This window comes from Embleya sp. NPDC020886 (assembly GCF_044333915.1).
Classification (GTDB): domain Bacteria; phylum Actinomycetota; class Actinomycetes; order Streptomycetales; family Streptomycetaceae; genus Embleya.
In genome coordinates this window covers 209823-233806 of the sequence record NZ_JBIRRX010000002.1, presented here as the reverse complement: position 1 = coordinate 233806, position 23984 = coordinate 209823, and the positions used below count along the sequence as shown (strand labels likewise).

At 72.1% G+C, this 23984-nt stretch carries 22 protein-coding genes; 13 read left to right on the top strand and 9 right to left on the bottom strand.

Translation table 11 applies throughout. The annotated features are described in order from the left end of the window. Window position 1: 1 nt before the first annotated feature. Window positions 2-907 (bottom strand): MerR family transcriptional regulator, encoded by a 906-nt coding sequence (locus ACH4U8_RS07925; protein ID WP_395776137.1) that lies wholly within the window; start codon window positions 905-907, stop codon window positions 2-4. A 103-nt stretch (window positions 908-1010) separates the two neighbouring features. On the opposite strand from ACH4U8_RS07925, the gene ACH4U8_RS07920 reads away from it, so the two are divergent. From ACH4U8_RS07920 to ACH4U8_RS07895, 6 genes are all read left to right on the top strand, one after another. Beyond that, the gene (locus ACH4U8_RS07920; RefSeq protein ID WP_360311498.1) at window positions 1011-1835 is read left to right on the top strand and encodes an alpha/beta hydrolase; all 825 of its coding nucleotides are present in this window, start codon (window positions 1011-1013) and stop codon (window positions 1833-1835) included. Beyond that, entirely contained in the window at window positions 1832-2380 is a 549-nt protein-coding gene (locus ACH4U8_RS07915) for a nuclear transport factor 2 family protein (RefSeq protein ID WP_360311500.1), read from the top strand. The genes ACH4U8_RS07920 and ACH4U8_RS07915 overlap by 4 nt, the downstream gene beginning before the upstream one ends. 2 nt (window positions 2381-2382) lie before the next feature. Further along, a complete protein-coding gene (locus ACH4U8_RS07910; protein ID WP_360311502.1) occupies window positions 2383-3381 on the top strand; it encodes an LLM class flavin-dependent oxidoreductase in 999 nt (332 codons plus the stop codon). A 106-nt stretch (window positions 3382-3487) separates the two neighbouring features. After that, the gene (locus ACH4U8_RS07905) at window positions 3488-4402 is read left to right on the top strand and encodes a DUF1028 domain-containing protein (RefSeq protein WP_395776136.1); all 915 of its coding nucleotides are present in this window, start codon (window positions 3488-3490) and stop codon (window positions 4400-4402) included. Then, window positions 4399-5652: a M20 family metallopeptidase gene (locus ACH4U8_RS07900; RefSeq protein ID WP_379992712.1), complete on the top strand. Its 1254-nt coding sequence runs from the start codon at window positions 4399-4401 to the stop codon at window positions 5650-5652. The genes ACH4U8_RS07905 and ACH4U8_RS07900 overlap by 4 nt, the downstream gene beginning before the upstream one ends. A gap of 26 nt (window positions 5653-5678) precedes the next feature. Beyond that, window positions 5679-7214 carry a purine-cytosine permease family protein gene (locus ACH4U8_RS07895; protein WP_395776135.1) on the top strand — a complete coding sequence of 512 codons (1536 nt, stop codon included), beginning with the start codon at window positions 5679-5681 and terminating at the stop codon, window positions 7212-7214. 102 nt (window positions 7215-7316) lie between these two features. Here the strand turns inward: ACH4U8_RS07895 and ACH4U8_RS07890 are convergent, their stop codons facing one another. Together ACH4U8_RS07890 and ACH4U8_RS07885 are read right to left on the bottom strand one after the other, a co-directional pair. After that, window positions 7317-8525: a serine hydrolase domain-containing protein gene (locus ACH4U8_RS07890; RefSeq protein WP_395776134.1), complete on the bottom strand. Its 1209-nt coding sequence runs from the start codon at window positions 8523-8525 to the stop codon at window positions 7317-7319. 192 nt (window positions 8526-8717) lie between these two features. Further along, window positions 8718-10679, bottom strand: coding sequence for a hypothetical protein (locus ACH4U8_RS07885; protein WP_395776133.1), 1962 nt, complete (start codon window positions 10677-10679; stop codon window positions 8718-8720). A 209-nt stretch (window positions 10680-10888) separates the two neighbouring features. Here ACH4U8_RS07885 and ACH4U8_RS07880 point away from each other — a divergent pair, with 209 nt between their 5' ends. The 3 genes from ACH4U8_RS07880 (at window position 10889) to ACH4U8_RS07870 (ending at window position 12748) form a co-directional block, all read left to right on the top strand. Then, window positions 10889-11434, top strand: a complete 546-nt coding sequence (locus tag ACH4U8_RS07880) for a hypothetical protein (RefSeq protein ID WP_395776132.1) — start codon at window positions 10889-10891, stop codon at window positions 11432-11434. Window positions 11435-11534: 100 nt separating this feature from the next. Then, window positions 11535-12161 (top strand): ATP-dependent Clp protease proteolytic subunit, encoded by a 627-nt coding sequence (locus ACH4U8_RS07875; RefSeq protein WP_360311516.1) that lies wholly within the window; start codon window positions 11535-11537, stop codon window positions 12159-12161. Further along, window positions 12161-12748, top strand: coding sequence for a ClpP family protease (locus tag ACH4U8_RS07870; protein WP_395776131.1), 588 nt, complete (start codon window positions 12161-12163; stop codon window positions 12746-12748). Before ACH4U8_RS07875 ends, ACH4U8_RS07870 begins: the two co-directional genes overlap by 1 nt. 42 nt (window positions 12749-12790) lie before the next feature. Here ACH4U8_RS07870 and ACH4U8_RS07865 read toward each other — a convergent pair whose 3' ends face one another. Continuing rightward, a complete protein-coding gene (locus ACH4U8_RS07865) occupies window positions 12791-13270 on the bottom strand; it encodes a helix-turn-helix domain-containing protein (protein ID WP_395776130.1) in 480 nt (159 codons plus the stop codon). Window positions 13271-13456: 186 nt separating this feature from the next. Here ACH4U8_RS07865 and ACH4U8_RS07860 point away from each other — a divergent pair, with 186 nt between their 5' ends. Next, on the top strand, window positions 13457-14443 hold the full coding sequence (locus tag ACH4U8_RS07860) for a right-handed parallel beta-helix repeat-containing protein (RefSeq protein ID WP_395776129.1): 987 nt from the start codon (window positions 13457-13459) through the stop codon (window positions 14441-14443). Between the two features lie 82 nt (window positions 14444-14525). Here the strand turns inward: ACH4U8_RS07860 and ACH4U8_RS07855 are convergent, their stop codons facing one another. From ACH4U8_RS07855 to ACH4U8_RS07840, 4 genes are read right to left on the bottom strand one after another with little or no spacing between them, the layout of a single operon-like run. Then, a complete protein-coding gene (locus ACH4U8_RS07855) occupies window positions 14526-15767 on the bottom strand; it encodes an ABC transporter permease (protein ID WP_395776128.1) in 1242 nt (413 codons plus the stop codon). Then, the gene (locus ACH4U8_RS07850; protein ID WP_395776127.1) at window positions 15764-16555 is read right to left on the bottom strand and encodes an ABC transporter ATP-binding protein; all 792 of its coding nucleotides are present in this window, start codon (window positions 16553-16555) and stop codon (window positions 15764-15766) included. The genes ACH4U8_RS07855 and ACH4U8_RS07850 overlap by 4 nt, the downstream gene beginning before the upstream one ends. Continuing rightward, window positions 16552-17859, bottom strand: coding sequence for a hypothetical protein (locus tag ACH4U8_RS07845; protein WP_395776126.1), 1308 nt, complete (start codon window positions 17857-17859; stop codon window positions 16552-16554). The genes ACH4U8_RS07850 and ACH4U8_RS07845 overlap by 4 nt, the downstream gene beginning before the upstream one ends. Next, complete coding sequence (locus tag ACH4U8_RS07840) at window positions 17846-18487, bottom strand: hypothetical protein (protein ID WP_395776125.1); 642 nt, start codon at window positions 18485-18487, stop codon at window positions 17846-17848. Before ACH4U8_RS07840 ends, ACH4U8_RS07845 begins: the two co-directional genes overlap by 14 nt. 133 nt (window positions 18488-18620) lie before the next feature. On the opposite strand from ACH4U8_RS07840, the gene ACH4U8_RS07835 reads away from it, so the two are divergent. Further along, window positions 18621-19343: a response regulator transcription factor gene (locus tag ACH4U8_RS07835; protein WP_395776124.1), complete on the top strand. Its 723-nt coding sequence runs from the start codon at window positions 18621-18623 to the stop codon at window positions 19341-19343. After that, complete coding sequence (locus tag ACH4U8_RS07830; RefSeq protein ID WP_395776123.1) at window positions 19333-21261, top strand: ATP-binding protein; 1929 nt, start codon at window positions 19333-19335, stop codon at window positions 21259-21261. The genes ACH4U8_RS07835 and ACH4U8_RS07830 overlap by 11 nt, the downstream gene beginning before the upstream one ends. Before the next feature lie 30 nt (window positions 21262-21291). Here the strand turns inward: ACH4U8_RS07830 and ACH4U8_RS07825 are convergent, their stop codons facing one another. Next, window positions 21292-22896 (bottom strand): amidohydrolase family protein, encoded by a 1605-nt coding sequence (locus ACH4U8_RS07825; protein ID WP_395776122.1) that lies wholly within the window; start codon window positions 22894-22896, stop codon window positions 21292-21294. A gap of 204 nt (window positions 22897-23100) precedes the next feature. Between ACH4U8_RS07825 and ACH4U8_RS07820 the strand changes: the two genes are divergently transcribed. Next, window positions 23101-23919 carry a TIGR02452 family protein gene (locus tag ACH4U8_RS07820; protein ID WP_395776121.1) on the top strand — a complete coding sequence of 273 codons (819 nt, stop codon included), beginning with the start codon at window positions 23101-23103 and terminating at the stop codon, window positions 23917-23919. The last annotated feature ends 65 nt before the right edge of the window (window positions 23920-23984 follow it).

Sequence of the window (23984 nt, the reverse complement as noted above, 5' to 3'; positions counted from 1 at the left end):
ATCAGCCGGGGCCGGCTCCCCCGGCCGGCTCGGCGGCGGGGTCGGGGTCCGGCGCGGTGAATCCGGACGCCGCCCGGATGATGCGCCTGGTCATCGGGTCCGACCAGGCGTTGGGCGACAACACCTCGATCCAGATCGCGCGGGCGGTCTTGCGGCCGATGTTCTCCCAGGAGATCAGCGTCCGGGACGGGAAGGAGACCGAGTCCCCCTCGGCGACGTCTATCGGTTCGGCGACCCGCGCGTGGTCGCCGAGCCCGCCGCCCACCCGAAAGCGCAGCGTGCCGGACATCAGGAAGGCGAAGGTCTCGCCCGGACGCGAGTAGGGACCACCGCTGGAGCCGTGCGGTGGGATGGACAGCAGGGCCGGTTCGAGATCGTGGCCGGGGCGCAGGAGTTCCTCCCACTGCACGCCGCCTTCGAGGACCACGGTCGCACGCTCGTCGGCGCGCACCACGCTCGCGTCGGTCCGGGTGAACGACGCCAGACTGCTCATCGGGACCCCGAGCGCGTCGGTGATGCGCGCGATCAACTGGGTCGAGGCGCGCTCGACGCTGCGTTCGATCGAGGACAGGTGCGACACCGAGGTGTCCGTCAGCGCCGCGAGTTCCTTGAGGGACAGGCCACTGGCCAATCTGGCGCGGCGCAGCCGACCGCCGTCGGCGGGCTCCTCCGGCGCCGGAACGTCGTCGGGGTCGCTCAACGAGGTGCGGATGGCGGCCGGATTCCAGCCGTGCCGCTGCCGCAGATCGGCGATCCGCCGGGCCCGGCTCACGTGTTCGGGACCGTAACGCCGCTGGCCGCCGGCCGTGCGGTCCGGCACGAGCAGCTCTTGTTTCTCCCACGCCCGGAGCGTCTGAGGGCTGACCCCGACCTCGGCGGCGACATCGCCGATGCTTCGCCAATTCATGCTCGGGAGTCTAGGCCGGACGTCGTCCCGACTCTCGACAAACTTACATCGTTACTGTAACTATGGCGCCCCAAGCGGAGAGGGGAAGCCCAAAATGTCGTCCGTGCAACGGATCGCCTTCGGTACCGGCTCGGGGTCGGCGTTGCTCAGACCCGGCAGCACTCCCGGATCCCCGACGGTGCTCTTCGTACACCCGGCCAACCTGCAGGCCCGCTGCTGGCGGGCGGTCCTGGCGGCGGTGCCGGCCGAGTGGACGTGTCTGGCCGTCGACCTGTCCGGACATGGGTGTTCGGGCCGCCGCGCCGAGTACGACCTGGCCGGCTGGGTGCGCGAGTGCGTCGAACTGCTGGACGCCCGCGAGGTCGGCGGCGTGCACGTGGTGGGCGCCTCGGTCGGCGCGGCCGTGGCGGTGGAACTGGCCGCCGCGTACCCGGACCGGGTGGCGAGCGTCGCCACGGTCGGCGGGGCCTTCCGCCCGGCCGAGCCGGCCGCCTCGCGGGAATTCCTCGCGGCCGTCGCCGCCAGGGGTGCGCGCAACGCCGTGTTGGACATCCTGGCGAGCGAACCCGGCCTGGACGAGGTCCTGGTGGCCGAGGTCGCCGCCGACATCGGCGTCGATTCCGACGCGGAGGCGGCGCGCGTCTGGACGGCGGCCGCGGCGGCCGCCGGACTGGACGCCGCGCCGGGACTGCGCTGCCCGACGCTGGCCATCGTCGGGGACCGCGACCTCGGCTGTCCCGTCGAGGACTCCCGGGCCTTCGCCGAACTCACCGGCGGCCGGCTCGCGGTCATCGTCGAACACGGGCACCTGCCGATGTACACCGCCCCCAACCGGGTCGCGGCCTACCTCGCCTCGCTGATCGACGGCACCCGGGAACACCGCGCCCACGATCGAGACCCCATCACCGGAACAGGAAGCCGATCATGACCGAAACCCCGTTCGCCGAGCGCACCGCGCCGAAGGCGGACATCGCCGAGATCCTCAGGCTGCACAAGCAGTGGTGGGAGTCGAACATCGGCTGGGACATCGACCGCATGGTCGAGGTGTTCCCGTCCCCGGGCGACGAATATCTGATGTTCAACTTCAACGGCCACCCCTACTTCGACATGACCGAGAAGGTCGCGTTGTGGAAGTGGTACCGCGAGATCATCGCCCAGCCGGGCGGCCTGCGGACCGAGATCATGCGCCTGGAGGTCCGCGGCGACACCGCCTGGCTGGCCTGCGAGTTCACCATCGACGCGGAGATGCTCGACGGCGGCGAGTGGACCGCGGACTCGGTCGACGCCACCATCGGCCGGGCCACCGAGATCTACCACCGCGACAACGGAACGGGCGCGCCCGAGTGGCGCATGTGGCACACCCACATCACCGCGCTGCCCGACCCGGACGAGACCCGGCCCGGATTCGCCGACTCCACCAACAGCCGCGGCCTGGGCAAGGTGCCGTGGAACCCGCTCCCGAAGGGCGTCTGACCATGACCGTCACTCCGGGTTCCCCACGCATCTCCCTGGTCCTGGGCAGTTCCCAACACCCGGCCGAGATCGTCGCGGCGGCCGAGGCCGCCGAGCGCGGCGGCTTCGACGAACTGTGGGTCGGCGAAGACTACTTCTACACCGGCGCCATCGCCGCGGCCGGCGCCGTGCTGGCCGCCACGCGACTCCCGGTCGGCATCGGCATCGTGCCCACCACCTCGCGCCATCCCGCGCTCCTGGCCATGGAGTTGGCGACCCTGGCCGGCCTGTACCCGGGTCGGCTCAGGGCGGGCGTGGGCGCGGGTGTCCCCGACTGGCTCGACCAGATGGGGATTCGCTCGAAGACCCCGCTGTCCTCGGTCCGGGACGTCATCGCCGCGCTGCGCACGCTGCTCGCGGGCGACACCCTGACCGTCGAGGCGTCCTCGTATCGGGCCCGCGAGGTGCAACTGGCCCATCCGCCCACCGTCGTGCCGCCGATCCTGGCGGGCGTGGGCGGTCCCAAGGCGCTGGCCATGTCGGGCGCCGCCGCGGACGGCACGGTGCTCTCCGTCCTCGCCGGGACGCGCTACGTCGAGTGGGCGGCCCGCACCGTCGCCGCCGGCGGCGGCGGTCCGGAGCACGACCTGGTGGCGTACGTGCTCTGCTCGATGGACGACGACGCCACGATCGCCCGCGAACGGTTGCGCGAGTTGTTCGGGCTCTACCTGTTGGCCGGGCCGCGCAATCCGATGACCGAGGCGCACGGCATCGCGGACGAGGCCGAGGCACTGGCCGCGCTCGACTTCGACGACGCCGTACGCGCCATTCCGAACGCGTGGCTCGACGAGTTGGCGGTGGTCGGCACACCCGCGGACTGCGCGAAGCGGATCGGCGCACTGGCCGAGGCCGGGGCGGACTGCGTCGCGCTGTGCCTGCTCCCCGGCGAGGACGGCACGGCGCAGGTCGACCGCCTCTCCCGCGACCTGCTCCCGCTGATCCGGGCCCGGTCCGCCGGGTGACACCCGCGGCGGCCGAACCGGGACCCGCCCGAGGTCCCGGTTCGGCCGCCGGGGCGGCCCCGCGACGCCGGGCCGGCCCGGCACACATCACAGATCGGAGATCGCGATGACCTATTCGATAGTGGGTTTCCATCCGCACGACGGCTCCCTCGGGTTCGCCTCCCAGTCGCACTTCTTCGCCGTCGGCTCCGTCGTCGGCGATGCCGAGGCCGGCGTCGGTGTGGTCGTCAGCCAGGCGTTCGCCAACACCGACTGGCCGCACGAGGGGCTGGCCCTGCTCCGGGCCGGCGCCACGCCCGACGACGTGTTGCGGACGCTGGTCGCGGGCGATCCGCTGGCCGACTACCGCCAGGCGATCGTGATGGACGCCACCGGCGCATACGCGTGCTTCACCGGCGGCGGTTGCGCACCGCACACCGGCGTCGCCCGGGGCGAGGGCGTGGCCGCGGTGGGCAACATGCTGGCCTCGGACGACGTGTGCCGGGCCATGGTCGCCGCACACCGCGACGCGGCGTCGGCGTCGGCGCACGCGGATCGACTGGTGGCCGCCCTGGAGGCCGGCGAGCGGGCCGGCGGCGACGCCCGGGGATCGCAGTCGGCGGTGGTCAAGGTGGTCGACGGCGTGCGCGGCGAGCGGCCCTGGCGACACGTGCTCGCCGACATCCGGGTCGACGACCATGCCGATCCGGTACGCGAGTTGCGCCGCCTGTTGCCCGTGCACGAGGGCTTCCGGACGATCGGGGCCGCGTTGTTCGCCCCGCCCCTGGTGATCGGCGACGCGGCGGGCATCACCGCCGCCGAGGCCCGCGAGACGGTCCGGGCGCTCACGGCGGCCGGGGCCGGCCTCGGCGGCAATGCCGAGGCGGACCTGTGGCGGGCGGTGATCCTGCTGCGCTGCGGCGAGGCCGACGCGGGCCGCGCGCTGCTGGCCGAGCTGGTCGCCGACCGGCCGCAACTGGGCGAATTCGCCCGCGGCCTGGCCCGGGTCGGGATCCTGCCGAAGGTCGAGGTGCGACCGTGAGGCCGGCCCGAGCCGGCAACGCGAACGGGTCGCGCCCGCCGGTCGAGGACTTCGTCCGAGCCGACCGGGTGCGCGAGACCGCCGCCGCCCTGGTGCGCATCGACACCCGGAACCCGCCCGGCCGCGAGTCGGCGGCCGTACCGGCGCTGTCGGACCTGCTCGACGCGCTGGGTTGCGACACACACGTGTTCACCTCGCGGTCCGGGCGGCCCTCGGTGCTCGCCACCCACGGCGGCGGCGCGCCGGGCCGGCCGACCCTGCTGATCAACGGCCATGTGGACGTCGTACCGGTCGCCGAGGCGGACTGGACGGTGCCCCCGTTCGACGGGGTCGTGCGCGACGGACGCCTGATCGGGCGCGGCGCGGCGGACATGAAGGGCGGCATCGCCGCGGCGATCGAGGGGCTGCGCGCCTGTCTCGACTCCGGCGTCGAGCTCGGCGCCGACATCGTCTTCCACCTCGTCGCCGACGAGGAGACCGGCGGCACTCACGGTACGGCCGAACTGGTGGCCGCCGGCCTGGTCCGGGCCGACGCGTGCATCGTCCCCGAGCCCACCGAGCTGCGGGTCGCGGTGGCCGAGCGCGGCTCCTGGCAGGCCCGGATCGAGGTGTCCGGCACGGCGGGGCACGGCGGCGACCCGGCTCGCGGACGCTCCGCCGTCGCGGACGCGGCGCGGATCACCACCGCGCTGCATCTGGCCCCCTTCCACCCACGCCCGCACCCGCTGCTGGGCAGCCCGACCTGCAACGTGGCGATGGTGCGCGGCGGGGTCGCCGCCAACGTGATCGCGCCGGGCTGCGCGTTGACCATCGACCGGCGCACGCTGCCCGGGGAGAGCGCCGAGGACGTGCACGCCTCGATCGTGCGGATGATCGACGCGGCCTGCCCGGACGTCGACTACCGGGTGATCCCCACCTTCTTCTGCGAGGGCTCCGAACTGCCGCTCCCGCACCCCTTCCCGGACTTCGTCGACGCCTGTCGGCCCGACGCCGGGCCGAACGAGGGCTTCGTCGGCCTGTATCTCGGCTCCGACGCCCGCTTCCTGCGCAACGACCTGCGCATTCCCACCGTCGTCTACGGGCCGGGCTCGATCCGTCAGGCGCACGGCGCCGACGAGTGGGTGGCCCTCGACGACCTCACCACGGCCGCACGCACCCTGGCCCGCGCCATGGCGGGATTCGCCGACTTCGCGGCGGATCAGGCCGCCGCCGACCGGCACCAGAGCAGACAAACGACCGAAAAAATGTAGATTCTGCCCCAGATGAAGGAGGGCACATGGTTGACCACGCAGGTGCGGTGACCGGCAGGCAGGCAACAGGGGCCGAGAACGCCCGCGGTCCGGTGCTGGAAACCCGCTCCATCGACTACGTCCCCCAGTCCGAGCGGCACGGCCGCGCCTGGCATCAGGCGCCGTTCTGGTTCACCGGACAGTTCGTCCCCACCACGATGGTCGTCGGCTTCGCGGGCCCGGTGCTGGGCCTGTCGATCGGCTGGTCGATCGTGGCCACCGTGCTGGGCATCCTGTTCGGCACCTGTTTCATGGCCTTCCACGCGAATCAGGGGCCCACCATGGGCCTGCCGCAGATGATCCAGTCCCGCGCCCAGTTCGGCACCCGCGGCGCACTCGTCCCGATGCTCGCGGTGATCTGCGTCTACATCGGCTTCAGCGCGTTCGGCGTGCTCCTGGCCTCCCAGGTGCTCGAATCGGTACTGCCCGGCTCCTCGACGGTGTGGGCCGTCGTGATCGTGCTGCTCGCGACCGGCGTGGCGATCGTCGGCTACGACCTGCTGCACACCGTCCTGCGCCTGCTGCCGTACCTGGTCGTGCCGATGTTCGCGATCCTCACCGTGCTGGCGCTGATCCACCTGGAGCCGCACCCGGTCGAGCACTCCGCCGCCTTCACCCCCGCGGCGGCACTGGCCCAGTTCGTCGCGGCGGCCGGCTACCAGCTCGGCTACGCGGTGTACGTCTCGGACTACTCCAGATATCTGCCCGCGGACACCTCCGAACGCGGCGTCATCGGTTGGACGTATGCCGGGGCCGCGCTGTCGGCGATCTGGCTGATGGTGCTCGGCAACTTCATCGCCGGTTCGGTACCGGTGCCCGACGCGCTGGTCAACCTCCAGGACATCGGCGACACCCTGTTCGACGGCTTCGGCAAGACCGCCGTGGTCGCCGTCCTGGTCCCGAGCGCGATCGCGGTGATGGGCGTCAACCTCTACGGCGCGATGCTCTCCGGCCTGAGCATCGTCCAGGCGTTCCGTCCGATCACCCTGACCCTACGCACCCGCGTCACCGGCATCGTGGCCGGCGCGGCGGTCGCCCTGGCCGTGGCCGAGGGCCTGCCGTCGAGATACCTGGGCAGCTTCAACGACTTCATCACGCTGATCCTCTACGTGCTGGCGCCGTGGACGGCGGTCAATCTGATCGACTACTACTTCGTCCGCCGGGGCCACTACGCCATCACCGAGATCTTCAGCCCGAACAGCATCTACGGGCGCTGGGGATGGCGCGGCCTGCTCTCCTACGCGCTGGGCGTCGCGGCCCTGGTGCCGTTCATGGTCACCGGCTTCTACACCGGGCCGATGGTCGACACCCTCGACGGCGCCGACATCGCCTTCGTCGTCGGGCTCGTGGTCTCCGGCGCGGCCTACTGGCTGACCACCCGGGGACTCGACCTCACCGCCGAGCAACAGGCCGTCGAACGCAGCAAGTTGCTCCTGGACGGCACCGACGCGGTGGCCCGCTCCCGCCCCCGCGCCGGCGGCTGGTCCCGCCCCGATCGCCGCGGTGCGGGCGGTCGGTGGTGAGCGGCGCATCCGCCCGCAACCACCCCCGCCCGCACCGCGGCGCCGTCCCGCCCGTCGACGGCTCACGGCTCGCCGCCGCCCGACGCCGCAGGGGGCGTCCGGTCAGCCCTCGGCCGGGAGTTGGTAGACGTTGTCCGGGGTCACGATCGAGGTGATCGCCTCGGCGAACAGCGTGCTCGGCTCGTTGCCCTCGTGCAGGATGTCGGTGTTGAGCAGGATCACCATCGTGGCGTCCTGTTCGGGCAGGTACATCGTCACGCTCTCATAACCCGGCAACGACCCGTTGTGCCCGACCCAACCGTGGGTGCGGAACAGACCCAGGCCGTACCCGGCGCCGTCGAAGCCGGGGACCGGCACGAACTTCTCCCGTTCCGCCTGGGTGGCCGGCGAGAGCAGGGTGCCGGTGGCGACCACCTTGGCCCAGCGGCGCAGGTCGTGCAGGTCGGAGATCATCGCGCCGGCCGCCCAGCCCCAGCTCGGGTTCCAGTCGGTCGCGTCGGCGACGTCGCCGCTCAACGTCTGGTCCGTGTACCCGTGCGCGTGCGGCTCGGGGAACTCGGCGCCCCTGGGGAACAGCGTGTGGTGCAGGCGGGCCGGCCCGGTGACGCGCTTGTGGACGAAGTCGGCGAGCGGCATGCGGCCGAGCTTCTCCACGACCAGACCGAGCAGCACGGTGTTGGTGTTGGAGTACTGGAACCGCGCACCCGGGGCGAAGACGTTCGGGTGCCGAAAGCCGTAGGCCAACAGTTCCTCGGGGGTGAACGGGCGGGTCGGGTCGGACAGCAGCGCGTTCACGAAGTCCGGGTCGGCGGTGTACGAGAACAGACCGCTGCGCATCTCCGCCAGTTGCCGGATGGTGATGTGCTCGCCGTCGGGAACACCGTCGAGGTAGGCGGAGATCGGGTCGTCCAGCCCGATCAGGCCGTCGTCGACCAGTTCCAGCAGGGCGGTGACGGTGAAGGTCTTGGTCTCGCTGCCGATCCGCATGTTGAGATCGGGCGTCATCGGCGCGCCGGTCGCCTTGTCGGCCACCCCGGTCGATCGCACGTAACTGCCCCGACCGGGCAGCCACAGGCCGACGGTCACCCCGGGAACGCCGGCCACCTGGCGGGTCTTCTCGATCGCCTCGTCGAGGCGGGCCACCAGCGCGGGGTCCAGACCGTCGGGTGGGCAGTCGTCGGGCGGATCGGCGGTGATCACGGCGGTGGTCGGCGGGCCGGCCTGGGCCGAGGGCACGGTCAGGGTGAACGGGACCAGGGCGGAGAGGGCGAACAGGACGGTGGCGAGGCGACACGCAGGGGCACGACGCATGGCGGGATGTCTCTTCCGAGAGTGGGGGATCCGGTCCGACCAAGATCACCCGTCGCCCCGGTCCCGGCCGCACACCGCACGAACACCGCCCGGCAGGTCCACCCGTATGGCCCCGACGCCGGCCACGATCGGCGGCCGAACGTCGGCGAGTCCACGGGTCTGCGAGTCGGCGCGCCGTCGTCGGGCGCGGCGTCAGGTGTCGGTGTCGGCCGCGTGCAGCAGCGAGCGCACCCGGCCGTCCGGGCCGAACCGGTATTGCAGGGCCCACTCGCAGAACTCGCGGGTCACCTCGTCCGGGTGGTCGCGCATGGCCTCCAGGAGTTCCTCGGACTCGTCCGTTCGCCCGGCCCGGCGGTCCTGGGCGGTGAAGGTCAGCAGATAGGCCAGTGCGCGCGACACCGGGTAGTACCGCTCGTCGCCCCTGGTCAGGTCGCCGATGGCAAGTCCGCGCAGGATCACGGCCGTTCCGGTGCGGACGGTTTTGAGGTTGCCGCGGTCCCGGGCGCCGAAGCCGGCGCCGAAACAGTCGCCGATGGCGAACAGCACGGCGTGCAGCTCGGTGATCCGGGCGTCCGTCGGTCCGGCCGCCAGTGCGGCGTACGCCTCCTTGCCCGCCTGGACCAGGATCCGCGCCACGGTGTTGTCCCGGCGCTGGAGGAAGCCGATGGCGAACAGCGCCCGTACCCGCAACCAGGACTGTTCCTTCTCGTGTTCGAGCACGTGTTCCAGCGCGTGCACGATCGCGCCGGTCCACCCGCCCGACAGCAGCGTGTCGACGGCCCGCCGCCGTTGCACCACGGCGTTTTGCAGGAGCAGGTGCAGGAACAGGGCCTTGGTGGGTTGCCGAATGCGCTCGGGGATCTCCTGCGAGTCCAGCGAATCGGCGGCGGCCCGCACGACGGCGAACCAGGATTCGTCCTCGGGGTCGGGGGTCGGCCACGTGTTGCAGACCGGCGTGCCGGCGTCGAGGACGGCTTCGAGGGTGGCCGCCGTCCAGCGCAGGCCCCCCGCCGTTCGCGCACCCGCCGCCTGCGCCCGGAACCACCGCACCAACTCCCGCAGTTCGCTCTCGACCGCACCCACACAACGCGCCTGCGCGTCGTCGCTGCGGTGTAACGGGTTCTGCACGAGCGTGCGTTGCCACAGTCCCAGTGCGGCGGTTCCGCGTTCCCTGATCGTCGACCCCGGGTCGGTCGCGCGCGCGATCAGCAGCTCGCGCACCCAGTCGTCCTCGGGCGGTGACCACGATCGGGGAATCACCACGGCCAGTTCCAGGTCCAGCGAACGTCCCGGGCACACGCTCCGGCGCCGCAGTTCCTCGGCGTCGGTCAGCAACCGGATCACCCACCCCTTGAGATGCGAGCTGGAGCTGAGGTTGTCCTCGCACAGGTGGACCAGTTGGGTGAGCACCCGCCAGTGTCGAAAGCCCAGCGGCGAGGTGCGCAGGGCGTCGCCGATCAGGTCGCCGAGATCGGCGTCGTAGGCGTACTTGGTGAGGCTGCCCAGCAATACCAGTGCGTCGATGTTGCGTGGTGTGGGCGGGGCGCCGCCGATCAACGCGAGTCGTTCGGCGATCGCATGGATCTTCTTCTTGTACTTCTGCCGCAACTCCGAGGACGAACGTCTGGCGTGCTCGACCGGCATGAACAGGGACAGCAGGGCCGACGCCTGGACCAGCACGGCGAATTCGGTGTCCGCGTCGTCCTGCAGGATCTCCCACGTCCACCCGGCCGGCAGGTGTGCCGGCAGGTTGTCGTTGCGGGCGAGTCCGCGCAGCCGGATGCCGAGCGAGTTCAGGCCGCCCAGGGATTCGGTGTCGGGGGCCAGTGCGACCAGGGTCCGGTCCAGGTTGCGCAGCCAATCGCCGGTCAGCGCCACCGGTTCGCGACTCGTCGCCCGGTTCGGGGACAACGCGCTCGTGGTCGGGCCGCGCAGGCTGCCGGTGATCTTCGCCGGCGCGCTGCCCGTTCCACGCGCCACGGCGTTCTGTGAAATCCCGTACCGCTCCAGGCGGGCCAACTGGGCGGCGAGCGCGTAGCGCATCAACTGCCCCACGTCGTCGATGTCGTCGACGCGGTGCCGAATACGTTCGTCGCCGGGCCTGAGGGCGTCACGGTCGACACCCTCGACGGCGGTGCGCTCTCCGGGGTTCATTCCGAAACGCTAACAGCGCTGTTCGCGCTGCGCACCGCACCTGTCGGTATGCGTGCCCAGCCTGTTACCGGTTCGCATCGGACCCGTCCTGACCTGCATGAACGACTTCGCCCGGGCAGCGGGACGACCTTGTCGGGCGAGCGCGAGGCCGCCCACGATGGGGATCGCAAGCCAATCCTCGGCACGACCCGACGCCCCCTTGGAGCGACATGCCCGAGATTTCCCCCGCCGCCGACCCGAGGGTCCCGCAGGTGGCGCACGCCCCCGGCGGGCAGCCGCAACCGGTCGACGAGCAGCCGCCGTTGGCCGCCCGCGGATCGCAATGGTCGGGCGCCCTCTACGCGTTCGGCTACATCGGCCTGGCCCGGTTGGCGCAGGCCGAGTTCGACCTCGACGGGGTCGTCGCCGCTCTCCCCCTGTACGCGGTGTCCGTGGCCGCCGCCGGGTCGACCGACGCGCTCGCCCGTCGCCTCACCGACCGACTCGCCCGGCGCGGTGGCGCGTTCCCGCGCGCGTGCCGCGGGATCGTCGCGGTGCTCGCCGCGTGCGTCCCGCCCCCGACGGCGCTCCCGTGGCTCGCCCCGCAAACCCTGGTCGACGTCCCGACGTCGGTGGCGGGTCCGGGTCCGGGTCGTGGCCCGGTCGGCGAACCCCTCGGCGGCCGGCCTCCGGTCCCCGAACGGCACCCGGACGTCGTCCCGAGCCGCAGACACCACCTGCGGCGCCGCCGGTCCGCCCCGTCCGACGCACGCTGATCCGCACACGCGAATCCGCCCACAGCGGATCTGCCCACAGCGGATCCGCTCTGGGCAGATCCGCCGGGTGTCGTCGGGCCCGGCGGCGCAAGGTTGCACCATGAGCGATGACACGAAACCCCCGCTGTTCCAGGAACACATGCGACGCGAGCTGTACGGGCAGCGCGTTCTGCTCCTCGACGGTCCGTTGGACGACGACAACGGCACGATGCTCACCACCCAACTGCTCGCCCTGGCGACCGAGGACCCCGCCGCGGACATCGCGTTGTGGATCCACTCGCCCGGCGGTTCGGTGCCCGCGATGCTCGCGATCCGCGACGTCATGCGGCTCGTCCCGTGCGACGTGTCCACCCTCGTCTTCGGCATCGCCTACAGCGCGGGCCAGTTCCTGCTCTCCTCGGGCGCACCGGGAAAGCGCCGGGCGCTGCCGCACTCGCGAGTGCTCATGCACCAGGGCTCGGCCGGCATCGGCGGGACCGCCGTCGACATCGAGTTGCAGGCCAACGACCTTCGGCACACCCGGGACACGGTGCTCGGTCTGATCGCGGAGGACACCGGCCAACCCATCGAACGCATCTTCGAGGACTCCCTGCACGACCGCTGGTACACCGCGCAGGAGGCCCTCGACTACGGCTTCATCGATGCGATCGTCCAGGAGTTCGACGAGATCGCCCCGCGCGGTGCTCGCCGAACCGCCAAGAGTGCCGGATTCCGGGGAGCCCTGTGATGAGTACCTACGCCATTCCGAACGTCATCACCCGCGACTCCCGCGGCGAACGCATCATGGACGTGTATTCGCACCTGCTCGCGGAGCGCGTCGTCTACCTGGGCACGGCCATCGACGCGGGTGTCGCCAACGCGCTCGTGACCCAGTTGTTGTTCCTGGAGGCGGACAACCACGAGCAGGAGATCCAGTTCTACATCAACTGCGAGGGCGGCGACCCCAGCGCCATGCTGGCGGTGTACGACACGATGCGCTACGTGCGTTCGGAGATCGCCACCACGTGTGTCGGGCAGGCCGTCGCGGTGGGGGCCGTGCTGCTCGCCGCGGGCGCCCCCGGCAAGCGCGCCGCGCTGCCCCACGCCCGGGTCGTGCTGCACCAGCCCGCCGCGCAGGGACGCGGCACCATCCCGGACCTGATCCTGCAGGCGGACGAGGTGGTGCGGGTGCGCTCGGACATCGAACGGATCCTCTCCCGGCACACCGGCCAGAGCACGACCACCCTGCGGGCGGACACCGATCACGACCGGGTCTTCACCGCGACGGGGGCGCAGGAGTACGGACTCGTCGACGTCGTGCTCGAAGAGCGGTGACGCGCCCGGATCGGCGCGCCACCACCGCCTGCGATCGGGCGGTCAGGCCGCCAGGGCGAACACGGTGCGGCCGACCGCGGTCGAACGAGCCTCCGGGCGGCGACTCTTCAGGTTCTCGCTGACCGCGAGGGTCAGATCGACCAGGGTGACGCCGAGGGCGCCGGCCATCGCCGCGATCATCTCGCTCGACGGTTCCTTGATACCGCGCTCCACCTCGGAGAGGTATTGCGGCGAAACGCCGGCGCGGCCCGCCGTCTCGACGAGCGTCTCGCCGCGGGCGTGGCGAAGCGAGCGCAGGCTCTCGCCGAGCAGATCCCGCCACAACGGCTCGCGACTCGGTGCGGTCGATCGACTCGGCGCGGTCGACCGGCGCGATCCGGGCGCGAGCGCGGGATCGCGGGTCGGTACGGGGGTCGGCGCCACTGCGGGCGCGGGCGCCGGGGCCGGTGCGGACGCGGAGGTCGGCGCGGCGTGCCGGTCGTCGTCGGTACGGGGCGAAAGCGGTGGGGCGGTCTCGGCCATGCCTCATGGTAGGCCGCCCTCCTCCCGCTTTCCCCCTTGTCCGCCCGCAGCGGAATCCGGTGCGGCGTCGAACCGGCGGGCACAGATGACGGATAGGGAGATTGTTGGTCTAGACCTTTGTGCCCCCATGCCGCACGCTGGATGCCACGTGCCCGTCCCGACCCCGCGTCGACGGAAGGCTCTCCCATGCGCATCCGCACCCTGTCACTCGCCCTGGTGACCACCGTGGCCGCCGCGCTCGCCTGCGCCCCGTCCGCCCGAGCCGAGGCAGGCCCCTCACCCGCGTCCGCGTCGGTCGTGCTCGTCTCCACGTCGGCGCAACTCAAGGCCGCACTGGGCGCGGCCGTCCCCGGCGACACCATTCGCCTCGCCGACGGCACCTACACGGGCAACTTCCAAACGACACGGGCCGGTCGCGCCGATGCCCGGATCACCCTGACCGGCTCGGCGAACGCGGTGCTGCGCACCAACACCGGCGGCGGCAACGCGCTGTACCTCAACGGCGCCTCCTACTGGACCGTGCGCGGCATCACCCTCACCCACGCCCAGAAGGGCATCATGATCGACGCCGCCCGCGGGGTGCTGGTCGACTCCGTCACGGTGCACGAACTCACCATGGAGGGCGTGCACTTCCGCAACTCCAGCAGCGACGGCGCGATCGTCGACTCGCGCATCCTGGACACCGGCCGGGACAACCGCGGGATGGGCGAGGGGGTGTACGTCGGCACCGCCAACAATCTTTCCGACCACAGCGACCGGGTACAGATCCTGCGCAACGTGATCGGCCCCGGGGTGCGCGGCGAGGGGGTGGACCTGAAGGAGGGCACCACCGGCGGCCGGGTCGCCGACAACACGTTCGACGGCACCGGCCTGACCGGCAACAACTACGACGACTCGTGGGTCGACGTGAAGGGCAACGGCTACCTGATCGAGCACAACACCGGCCGAAACACCACCAACAACGGCTTCGAGGTGCACACTCAGGCCCCGGGCTGGGGTTGTGGCACCGTCTTCCACGCGAACCACGCCGATCTGACCGGTGCGACCGGCCTCGACCGGCTCGCGATCCACGCCCCGGCGTACGGCGCCGGTTGCCCGATCACGGTCACCGCCGACAACACGGTCACGGGAGGCAACGGCCTGGTCGATCCGGGCGTGCCGGTCACCCCGTGAGGGCGCCGGCCTCGCCGATCGGCCGGGGACCGCGCCCGACTTCCGAAGGCGGGGCACGGTCCCGGCTTCCGGGTGCGGCCGCTCAGGTGCCGGCCAACGCCTGCGTCGGGGTCAGTCGGGACGCGCGGATCGAGGGGTGCACACCGGCGACCATGCCCACCAGGATCGCGCCGCCGAAGCCCGCGACGACGGAGGCCGGCGAGACCACCGCGGGCCAGTGTCGAAACCAGGCGTAGCCGAGGGTCGCGGCCACGCCCAGGGCGGTGCCGGCCAGGCCGCCGAGGGTGGACAGGGCGATGGACTCGGTGAGGAACTGGCTGCGGATCTGGCCACGATTGGCGCCCAGGGCGCGGCGCAGGCCGATCTCCTTTCGGCGTTCCAGGACCGAGATGAACATCGTGTTGGCCACCCCGATGCCACCGACCAGCAGGGCGACGCCGGCCAGCCCCAGGAACAGCGCGGAGAAGGTGTCCTCGGTCGCGCGCTTGGCGGCCAGCACGTCGGACGGGCGGCTGACCTGGACCAGACCGGGCAGCGCGGGGTGGACGGTCTGCGCCAGCACCGCGCGGACCGACTCGACGGCCGATTCGGCGGTGCGTACGTAGACGACGGTGGGATGGCCGTCGAAGCCCAGGTTCGTGCGCGCGGATTCCCAGCCGACCAGGACCGCACGATCGATGTCGGGGGCCAGCGGGGCGGGTGCGAGCACGCCGACGACGGTGAACCAGCGGTTGCCGATGATCACCTGGGGTGGCGCCTGACCCGGCGTCAACGTGTCGAAGCCGAGCCGGAGACCGGCCTCGTGGCCGAGTACGACGGTCGGGAAACGTTCGGTGACCGCGTCGAGGAAGCGCCCGGACCGCACCTTGCCGTGGATGGCGTCCAGGAGATTGGGTCGGCTCGCCAACACCGCGAGACCCGAGCTGTCGTTCGGGTCGACCCGGTCCGAACGGCGCACCACCGCATGGGTGTTCGCGACCGCGCTGGTGAGGGTGACCGGGCCGATCCGGGCGGCCATCGCGTCGGCGGCCTCGGGCAGCAGCACCGGGGGCTTCTGGTCCGGTTGCGGTTCGGCGCGCAGGGTGTCCGTGCCCAGCGCGGCGAGTTCGTTCATCAACGCCTTCTGGCTCGACGCCGGGATCCCGATCACGATGATCATCGTCGCGATGCCGATCGAGATGCCCAGGGCGGACAGCGCCGCGCGCATCCTGCGTGTGCGGATGCCGAGCAGGCCGAGCCACAGGATGTCGGCCGGAGCCAGTCGCACGGGTCGGGTCGGGTCGCTCGCGTCGGCGGCCCGCGCCGAGCGGGCCCGGCGGCTCACGGGCAACCGCCGAGACCCGCGACCGGCACGGGTGTCGTGGCGGCCGCGTAGTCGGCCCCCTCGTACGCCGCGAATCCCGCGGACGTCCCCCGCTCCTGCGGCACTTCGGTCGCCGGGCGCCCGGTGTCGGCGACCAGGCGGCCGTCGCGGATCTCCACTCGGCGCGGCAGCCCCGCGGCGATGTCCCGGTCGTGGGTGATGATCGCGATGGTGGCTCCCTCGTCGTTCAATCGATGCAACAACTCCAGCACCGCCTGCCCGTTGGCCGTGTCCAGGGCGCCGGTCGGCTCGTCGGCCAGGACCAGGGCGGGTGCGTTGACCAACGCCCGTGCGATCGCGACGCGTTGGCGCTCGCCGCCGGAGAGTTCGTGGGGCCGATGTCCGGCCCGGCCGGCCAGTCCGACCCGGCCGAGTGCCTCCATCGCGAGCGGCAGCCGACGGCGACGCGGAACTCCCGCGTACAGCAGCCCGGTTGCCACGTTCTCCGCAGCGGTAAGCCCGTCGGTGAGGTGGAACTGTTGGAACACGAAGCCGAGCAGGCGTCCGCGCAGTGCGGAGAGCCGGCGATCCGACAGCGCGCCGACGTCGTGACCCAGGATCGACACCGTGCCCCCGGTCGGGGTGTCCAACGTGCCCATCAGGTTGAGCAGGGTGGACTTGCCCGAGCCGGACGGGCCGACGATGCCCACGAGTTCGCCGGCGGCGATGGCGAGCGATACGTCGTCCAGGGCCTTGACGCCGCCCGGATACGCCTTGCTCGCGTGCACGACCTCCAGGACGGGGCTCACGACGTGGTCACCACCCGCGTGCCGGGCTCCAGGCCGCTGCCCTCGACCTCGACCATGCCCTTGACGAACAGGCCGGTCCTGACCGCGATCAGCCGGCCGGCGGGCAGTTGTACGGCGTACCCGCCCTCGCGCAGGGCGAGCAACGCGCCGATCGGCACCGTCAGGACACCCTTGCGGGTCTCGGAGACGAAGCGCACCCGGACGGCGGCGGCGTCGAGGTTCTTCACCGCGGCGGAATCGTCGAGGGTGACGGTCACCATCATCTTCGCCCCGCCGACATCCGTCGCGCCCTCGACGGCGTCCTTGCGCTCGGTGCTGCGGCCGATCGCGGACACGGTGCCGGCGGCCTCGGTGTTGTCCGGGAGTACGACCGTCACCGAGGTGTCCACCGCGATCGAGCCGATGTCGGTGGCGGCAACGGGCACACCGACCGCCTTGGCGGTCGGCGTTACGGTCATCACCGGCGCGCCGGACGGGTCGTCACCGAGCCCGGCGGACAGCGCGCCCACCCGGATCTCGCCGGACAACACGGTGACATCGCCGACCTCCAGGACCCCGGTCTGCGCGGCCCCGAGTGCCTTCTGCCACTTCTTGACCGCCGCGGACAGCGCGGGCGTCCAGGTCGCCTCGCCCGCCGGCAGGCCGGCGGGTTGGCTGCCGACGTCGTAGCCGAGAGCCTTGAGGTTGTCCGCGACCATCCGCACGTCGCGGCCCTGCGGGGGCTTGGCGACGTCCTTCTTGCCGGTGTCCGTCCTGCCGGTGTCCTGCTTGGCGCCGCCCTGTCCGGAGGCGGACTGCTTGGGATCGGACTGCTTGGGGTCCGTCTGCCCGGTATCGGCCTTCCCCGCATCCGACTTGCCGTCCGTGCCGCCACTCGCCGTGTCCCCGGCCGCCCTGCCCAGCACGCGGAACATTGGGGTCGCCCCGTAGAAGAGTGAGACCGGTCGATCGTCGAGGCGATACAGCGCCTTGCCCCGGGTGATCGTTTCCCCGCTCTTGGGCAGCCACGTCACGATGCCCTTGCGGCCGGCCTTGAGCGGCTGTTCGGTCCCGAAGCCCAGCGTGCCCGGCAGATCGCGGGCATCCGACAGGTCGGTCCTGGTCACCGCGGCCGTCGCGACGCCCGCCGACTGCTTCGCGGCATCCGACGATCCGCCGCCGCGAGCGGTGACGGCGAACGCGGCGCCCGCGCCCAGGACCAGCACCACGACGACGACCGGGACGATCCGCCGCCCCCGCCCCCGCGCGCGCCGCGGCTCGCGGAATTCGACGGTGCCGGCGCCGTCCCGGTCAGCGCTTGCCACCGAACGCCTCCATCTTGCAGTCCCGTTCGACCTTGCGCTGCTGCTCGAAGCTCAATGTGGAATCGCCCGTGTAGGTCCATCCGTCGGAGACGACCTTGACCTTCAGACCCCTCGCGTTCATGCACTTGACCCACTCGCGCATGTCGTCGTCGTACTTCGGGTTCTGCTTGGGGTCCATCTCCGGGACCATCTCCGGCAACTTGATCTCGCACTCCTTGAACTCACGCGCGAACCTCTTGGTGCGCGCGATCTCGCCCTCCACCGAGCCGGTCTGCCGGATGTCCACGCCCTTGTCGACCAGACACGCCTCGTAGGTGTCCCACATGCGCTTCTCCTCCTCCTCCGACATGTCCAGCCGGCGCTTCGGTCGGCCGGCGGTCGACGGCTGGGACGCGTCGGCTTTCGTGGCGGGCGGCGCGGCGGCCCGGCCGCCGGGCGTACCGGGCGCGGCCGGCCGGTCCTTGGCCACCGCGTCGGCCGTGGGCAGCGAGGCGACCTGGGACGAGGACTTCCCGGAATCGTCGGCACCACATGCCGTCAGTACCAGCAGAGCGGCCAGCGCGACGCCGGACAGGCCGGCCGAACGGCTGCGGCGGGCGGACGGGAGGAACGGATGCATTCGAGGCATGGCCGTGATGTTGCCGCCCGGATGTCAGGAACCTGTCAGGTCGCGGTCAGGACCGCATCGGAACCGGGACGACCTGGGCCCGATGGCGATCCGACCAGGTCGGGGCACCCATGCACGCCCTAGCATCGGCGTCATGTGTGCGCACGTGTTGGTGGCCGAGGACGACGAGAAGCAGGCCGGACTGATCCGCCTCTACCTGGAGCGTGAGGGGCACCTGGTCACCGTCGTGCACGACGGACGGGACGCGCTGGACGCGGCCCGCACGAAGCGGCCCGACCTGCTGATCCTGGACGTGATGATGCCGCGCGTCGACGGTCTGGACGTCACGCGCATCCTGCGCCGGGAGAGCGAGCTGCCGATCCTGATGCTCACCGCGCGCTCGACCGAGGACGACCTGCTGCTCGGTCTGGACCTGGGGGCGGACGACTACCTGACCAAGCCGTACAGCCCGCGCGAGCTGATGGCCCGGGTGCGCACGCTGCTGCGCCGCAGCGGGCGCCCGACCGGTCCGCCCGACCCGGTCCTGCGGGTCGGCGCGCTCTCGGTGGACCCGGTGCGCCACGAGGTGACCGTGGACGGGCGCCGGGTGGACTGCACGCCCGGCGAGTTCCGGATCCTGGAGGCGCTGGCCACCGAGCCCGGTCGGGTGTACAGCCGGCAACAGTTGCTCGAACAGGCGCACGGGTTCGACCGGTACGTGACCACCCGCACGGTCGACGTGCACGTCATGAACCTGCGCCGGAAGATCGAGACCGACCCGCGACGCCCGGTGTATCTGGTGACGGTGTTCGGCGTCGGCTACAAGATCGGCGAGCCGAGCGTGCCCGCCCGCGGGGAGCACGACGGTGGCGCGTAGGGTCCCGCTGCACCGGAGTCTGCTCGTCCGACTGCTCGCCTCCTCGATCCTGGTCGCGGCGTGCGCGGTGGCGGCCACCGCGTGGCTGGCCGCGCAGACCACCGAGGGGGCCATCCGCGAGGGCCAGAGCCGGGTCCTGGCCGACGACACCCGGATCTACCGCACGTTGTCGACCTACGCGGCGACCCACGCGCAGTGGACCGGTATCGACCCGATCCTGCGCGAGTTGTCCCGGGACACCGGCCGCCGGATCGCGCTGACCACCCGCGAGGGCGCGCCGATCGCCGACTCGGACGCGGGACGGGGGTCGCCGCCGGCGTTCCGCCGCCCGTCGGCCGTCGTGGACCCGCTCGCGGTCGACGCGACCCTGGTGCCCACCACCGGATCCGACCGGATCGACCCGGAGGCGGTGGGGCCCTTCCGGCTCACCGACGCCGAACGGGCGCAGTCGCGCCGGGAGGCCGACACGGCGCTGCGGTGCCTGCGTACGGCGGGCCGCTCCGGCGACCTCACCCAGCGGCCGAACGGGCGCTCGGTCGTCACGATCGTGGGCGAGCCCGACACGGCCGGCGACGCCACCGGCCCCGGCGTGCTCCCGACGGAGCCGGGTCCGCTCCCCATGCCCGCGAGCGCGGCGGGCTCGGCCGGCCCGCAGTCCCCGAGCGTGACGTCCGATGCCGCCGGCGATCGTCCGGGCGGCGCCGGCCGGGCCTCGAACAACGCCGTCGCCCAGTCGTGCGGCCTCGACCGACCGACCGTGCCGACCGCGACCGAGCACAAGGCGCTGGACGAACTCAACGGCCTGTTCGCGGCCTGCCTGACCCGCAAGCGCATCGCGCCGCTCACCCTCGGCATCGACCTGACCTGGGACAAGGACGCCTCGCCCGTGGTCGCCCGGGACGTCGCCGCGTGCGTGGACACCGCCCGCCGCGAGCAGCTCACCCCCTACGTGGTGCCCGCGACGCTGCTGTTCGTGGGCGACCACGACGGCTCCACCGCCCCGGTGTTCGACCTGAGCCGAGCCGACACCGTACGCATCGCCGGCGTCGCCGCGTTGATCCTGCTGCTCACCGCGGCGGTCACCGGCGTGGTCGCCGCCCGGCTGATCCGGCCGTTGACCGCACTCACCGACGCGGCCCTGCGGATGCGCGACGGTGACGACGCGACGCGGGTGGATCTGCCCGCGAACCACGAGATCGGCCGGCTCGCGGAGGCGTTCAACGACATGTCCGAGCATCGGCTCCGGCTGGAGGAGCAGCGCAAGGAGATGGTCGGCGACGTGGCGCACGAGTTGCGCACGCCGCTGAGCAACATCCGCGGCTGGCTGGAGGCGGTCGAGGACGGGGTCGCGGTGCCGGACCGGGCGTTGACCTCCTCGCTGTTGGAGGAGGCGTTGTTGCTGCAACACGTGATCGACGATCTCCAGGACCTCGCCGAGGCCGACGCGGGTCGGCTCGGTCTGCGGCCGGAGTCGGTGTCGCCGCACGAGGTCGCCGAGCAGGTGGTGGCGGCGCATCTGGCCCGGGCCGGCGCGCAGGGCGTGGAACTGGTCCTGCGCGCCGACGCCGACCTGCGGATGTCGGCCGATCCGGTCCGGCTGCGCCAGATGGTGGGCAACCTGGTGTCCAACGCGGTGCGGCACACCTCGGACGGCGGGACGGTGACCGTGCACGCCTACCGGGACGGGTCGGAGATCGTGTTCGAGGTGACCGACACCGGCACCGGCATCGCGGCGGCGGACCTGCCGCACGTCTTCGACCGGTTCTGGCGGGCGGACAAGTCGCGCAACCGGCGCACCGGCGGCAGCGGGCTCGGCCTGGCGATCGTGCATCGGCTGGCGCGGGCGCACGGCGGTTCGGTCACGGTGCGCAGCACGCCCGGTGTGGGTTCGGTGTTCGCCATCCGCCTGCCGCGTTGAGCGGGCCGGATCCTGGTCGCGACGGCCTCGTCAGGACACGTCGCGGCGCAGGGCTCGACCGGCCAGGGCGCCGGTGGGCCGGCCGTCGCGCAGCGCGGGGGTGCCGTTGACCAGGACGTGCCGCATGCCGACGGCGTAGCTCGCCGGGTTCGCGTAGGTGGCCGTGTCCACGAAGTCGTCGGGCGCGAAGATCGCCACGTCGGCGTGCGCGCCGACCTGCAACACACCTCGATCGCGCAGCCGCAGCGTGGTCGCCGGCAGGCCGGTCATCCGGCGTACCGCCTCCTCCAGGGAGACGATCCCCTCGGCGCGCGCATAGCGGCCCAGCACCCGGGCGAAGGTGCCGTAGGCCCGAGGGTGCACGGGGTGGTCGGCGAAGCGCTCGTCGACCGCCGGCGCGTCCGAGTCCGAGCCCACCGACACCCACTCCCGGGCGAAGGCGAGTCGGATGTTGTCCTCGTTGCCGATGAAGTACGCGGCGTCGGCGTGCGGCTCCGCGAGCACGATGTCGAGCATCGTGGTGATCGGGTCGGCGTCGCCCCGGGCCTTGGCGACGTCCGCGATCGTCGAGCCGGTGGGAACGCCGATGTCCGGGTGATTCGACAGGATCACGATGCCCTCGGCGCCGCCGCTCATCCGCCACAGGCTCTCCCAGTCACCGCCCTCGCGCACCGCGTCCACGATCCGCGCCCGGCTCTCGGGGTCGCCGAGGCGCTGCCGGAGCGCCTTCGGGCCGCCGAGGTGGAAGGGCGGCGGGATCGCGGCCGACAGCAGGGTGCTACCGGCGATATAGGGGTAGATGTCGGCGGTCACCTCGACGCCGGCGGCCCGGGCGGCCTCGATCCGGTCCAGGACCGCGGGCATCTTGTGCCAGTTTTCCCGGCCGGCGGTCTTGAGGTGGTAGATCTCGGCGCGCGCGCCGGTGGCCCGGGCGATGTCGAGCAGTTCCTCGACGCCCTCCAGGAGGCGGTCGCCCTCGTTCCGCAGGTGCGAGATGTACAGCGCGTCGTGGCGGGCCAACACGTGGGCGTAGGCGATGAGTTCGTCCGTATCGGCGTAGCTGCCGGGCGGGTAGATCAGGGCCGAGCCCACGCCCAGGGCACCGTCCGCCAGTTCCTGTTCGAGCAGGGCACAGGCACCGGCCAGGTCGTCGGCGTCCAGCCGGCGGTCGTCGAGTCCGGCGACCGACATCCGGAGGTTGTCCGCCCCCACGAAGCTGGCCACGTTCTGACCGACGCCGCGGGCTTCGAGCTGCTCCAGGAACGCGCGCAGTCGCGGCCAGGAACGGTGGGTGCCCTCGGCCGACGGGCCGAGTTCGATCATGCCCTCGGTCATCGCGCCGGTCACCGGGCCGAGCGAGACGCCTTCACCGAAGATCTGCGTGGTGACCCCCTGATGGAGATCGGACAGGCCGCGGGGATCGTGCTGGAGGGAGAAGTAGGCGTGGCTCAGCACGTTGACGAAGCCCGGACAGACCACGCAGCCCCGCGCGTCGATCTCGTCCCGGCCCCGGGCGTCGCCGACGTCCCCGACCGCGACCACCCGTCCGGCGTCGACGGCGAGATCGCCGTCGAACGCGGGCGATCCGCTCCCGTCGACGAGGGAACCTGCGCGGACAACGAGATCGACCTGCATACGGAGCCTCTTTGGGTAACGAGTGAGCCGGCTTCCCGGGCGCCCCTCAGTATTGCCGCGACCGCACGGCCGGATCATGGCCGCCGGCACGAGCGACACCTCGAAGATGTGTGCATCCGCACGAAGACCGTCGCCCGCAACGCCGGCTGCCGACGGCGCATATGCGCTTGAGCGCGGAGCGGACTGCTCATACCGTACGGGCGTGTGAGCAACGCGTTGCGAGAGATCACGGAGGCCAACGCGCGCATCGTCGCGGCGGGCGAGTATTCGACACCCGAGGGCACGGTCGTGGTGGGACCCGCGCTGCGGGCGGCGATCTCGGGCACCGTGAGCCATCCGCCGGACGGGCCGATCGAATCGCATCCTGCGGGCGTCGGGCATGCGACGTCCTTCGAGGTCACCGTCGAGAACAGCCTCCAGGCCGCGCGGCGCCCGTTCTCGGCGGGAGGCGGACCGGTCGCGGTGTTGAACTTCGCGTCCGCGCGCAACCCGAGCGGCGGCTACCTGCGCGGAGCCCGGGCGGAGGAGGACCTCTGCCGCAACGCCCTGTTGTATCCCTGCCTCCTCGCGGCCCCCGACTTCCACGCCGCCCACCGCGCCGCCGACCCGTTCTACAGCGACCGAGTCCTGTGGTCCCCCGACGTCCCCGTGCATCGCGACGAGTGGGGTCGGTTGCTCGGCGAGCCGGCTCGGGTGTCCTTCCTCACCTGCGCCGCGCCCAACGCGGGCGAGGTCCTGCGCCGCGACCCGGGCGCGCGGCGGCGCATCCGGGAGACGTTGGGTCGGCGCGCGGGGCGGGTGCTGAGCGTGGCCCGCCTGCATGGCGCGCGGCAGTTGGTACCGGGGGCCTGGGGATGTGGGGTGTTCCGCAACGACCCACGCGACGTCGCGGCGGCGTTCCACGAGCGGCTCGGTACGGGCGGCGCGTTGGCCGGCGCGTTGGAGAGAGTGGTCTTCGCGGTCCCGGATCGTGCACCCGACGCGATCGACCGGGTGGCGTTCGGCGAACGATTCGGGGTCTGAACCGTCGGGTGTACCGGCCGTGTCGCCGAGTGCATACGCTGCCGGTGCGTGGTTGTCCGATGGTC

What these genes read in the sequence shown, in the direction of transcription:
- ACH4U8_RS07925 (WP_395776137.1), bottom strand. Translation starts at nt 907, where the DNA reads ATGAATTGGCGAAGCATCGGCGATGTCGCCGCCGAGGTCGGGGTCAGC.
- ACH4U8_RS07915 (WP_360311500.1), top strand. Translation starts at nt 1,832, where the DNA reads ATGACCGAAACCCCGTTCGCCGAGCGCACCGCGCCGAAGGCGGACATC.
- ACH4U8_RS07910 (WP_360311502.1), top strand. Translation starts at nt 2,383, where the DNA reads ATGACCGTCACTCCGGGTTCCCCACGCATCTCCCTGGTCCTGGGCAGT.
- ACH4U8_RS07905 (WP_395776136.1), top strand. Translation starts at nt 3,488, where the DNA reads ATGACCTATTCGATAGTGGGTTTCCATCCGCACGACGGCTCCCTCGGG.
- ACH4U8_RS07895 (WP_395776135.1), top strand. Translation starts at nt 5,679, where the DNA reads ATGGTTGACCACGCAGGTGCGGTGACCGGCAGGCAGGCAACAGGGGCC.
- ACH4U8_RS07890 (WP_395776134.1), bottom strand. Translation starts at nt 8,525, where the DNA reads ATGCGTCGTGCCCCTGCGTGTCGCCTCGCCACCGTCCTGTTCGCCCTC.
- ACH4U8_RS07885 (WP_395776133.1), bottom strand. Translation starts at nt 10,679, where the DNA reads ATGAACCCCGGAGAGCGCACCGCCGTCGAGGGTGTCGACCGTGACGCC.
- ACH4U8_RS07880 (WP_395776132.1), top strand. Translation starts at nt 10,889, where the DNA reads ATGCCCGAGATTTCCCCCGCCGCCGACCCGAGGGTCCCGCAGGTGGCG.
- ACH4U8_RS07875 (WP_360311516.1), top strand. Translation starts at nt 11,535, where the DNA reads ATGAGCGATGACACGAAACCCCCGCTGTTCCAGGAACACATGCGACGC.
- ACH4U8_RS07870 (WP_395776131.1), top strand. Translation starts at nt 12,161, where the DNA reads ATGAGTACCTACGCCATTCCGAACGTCATCACCCGCGACTCCCGCGGC.
- ACH4U8_RS07865 (WP_395776130.1), bottom strand. Translation starts at nt 13,270, where the DNA reads ATGGCCGAGACCGCCCCACCGCTTTCGCCCCGTACCGACGACGACCGG.
- ACH4U8_RS07860 (WP_395776129.1), top strand. Translation starts at nt 13,457, where the DNA reads ATGCGCATCCGCACCCTGTCACTCGCCCTGGTGACCACCGTGGCCGCC.
- ACH4U8_RS07840 (WP_395776125.1), bottom strand. Translation starts at nt 18,487, where the DNA reads ATGCCTCGAATGCATCCGTTCCTCCCGTCCGCCCGCCGCAGCCGTTCG.
- ACH4U8_RS07835 (WP_395776124.1), top strand. Translation starts at nt 18,621, where the DNA reads ATGTGTGCGCACGTGTTGGTGGCCGAGGACGACGAGAAGCAGGCCGGA.
- ACH4U8_RS07825 (WP_395776122.1), bottom strand. Translation starts at nt 22,896, where the DNA reads ATGCAGGTCGATCTCGTTGTCCGCGCAGGTTCCCTCGTCGACGGGAGC.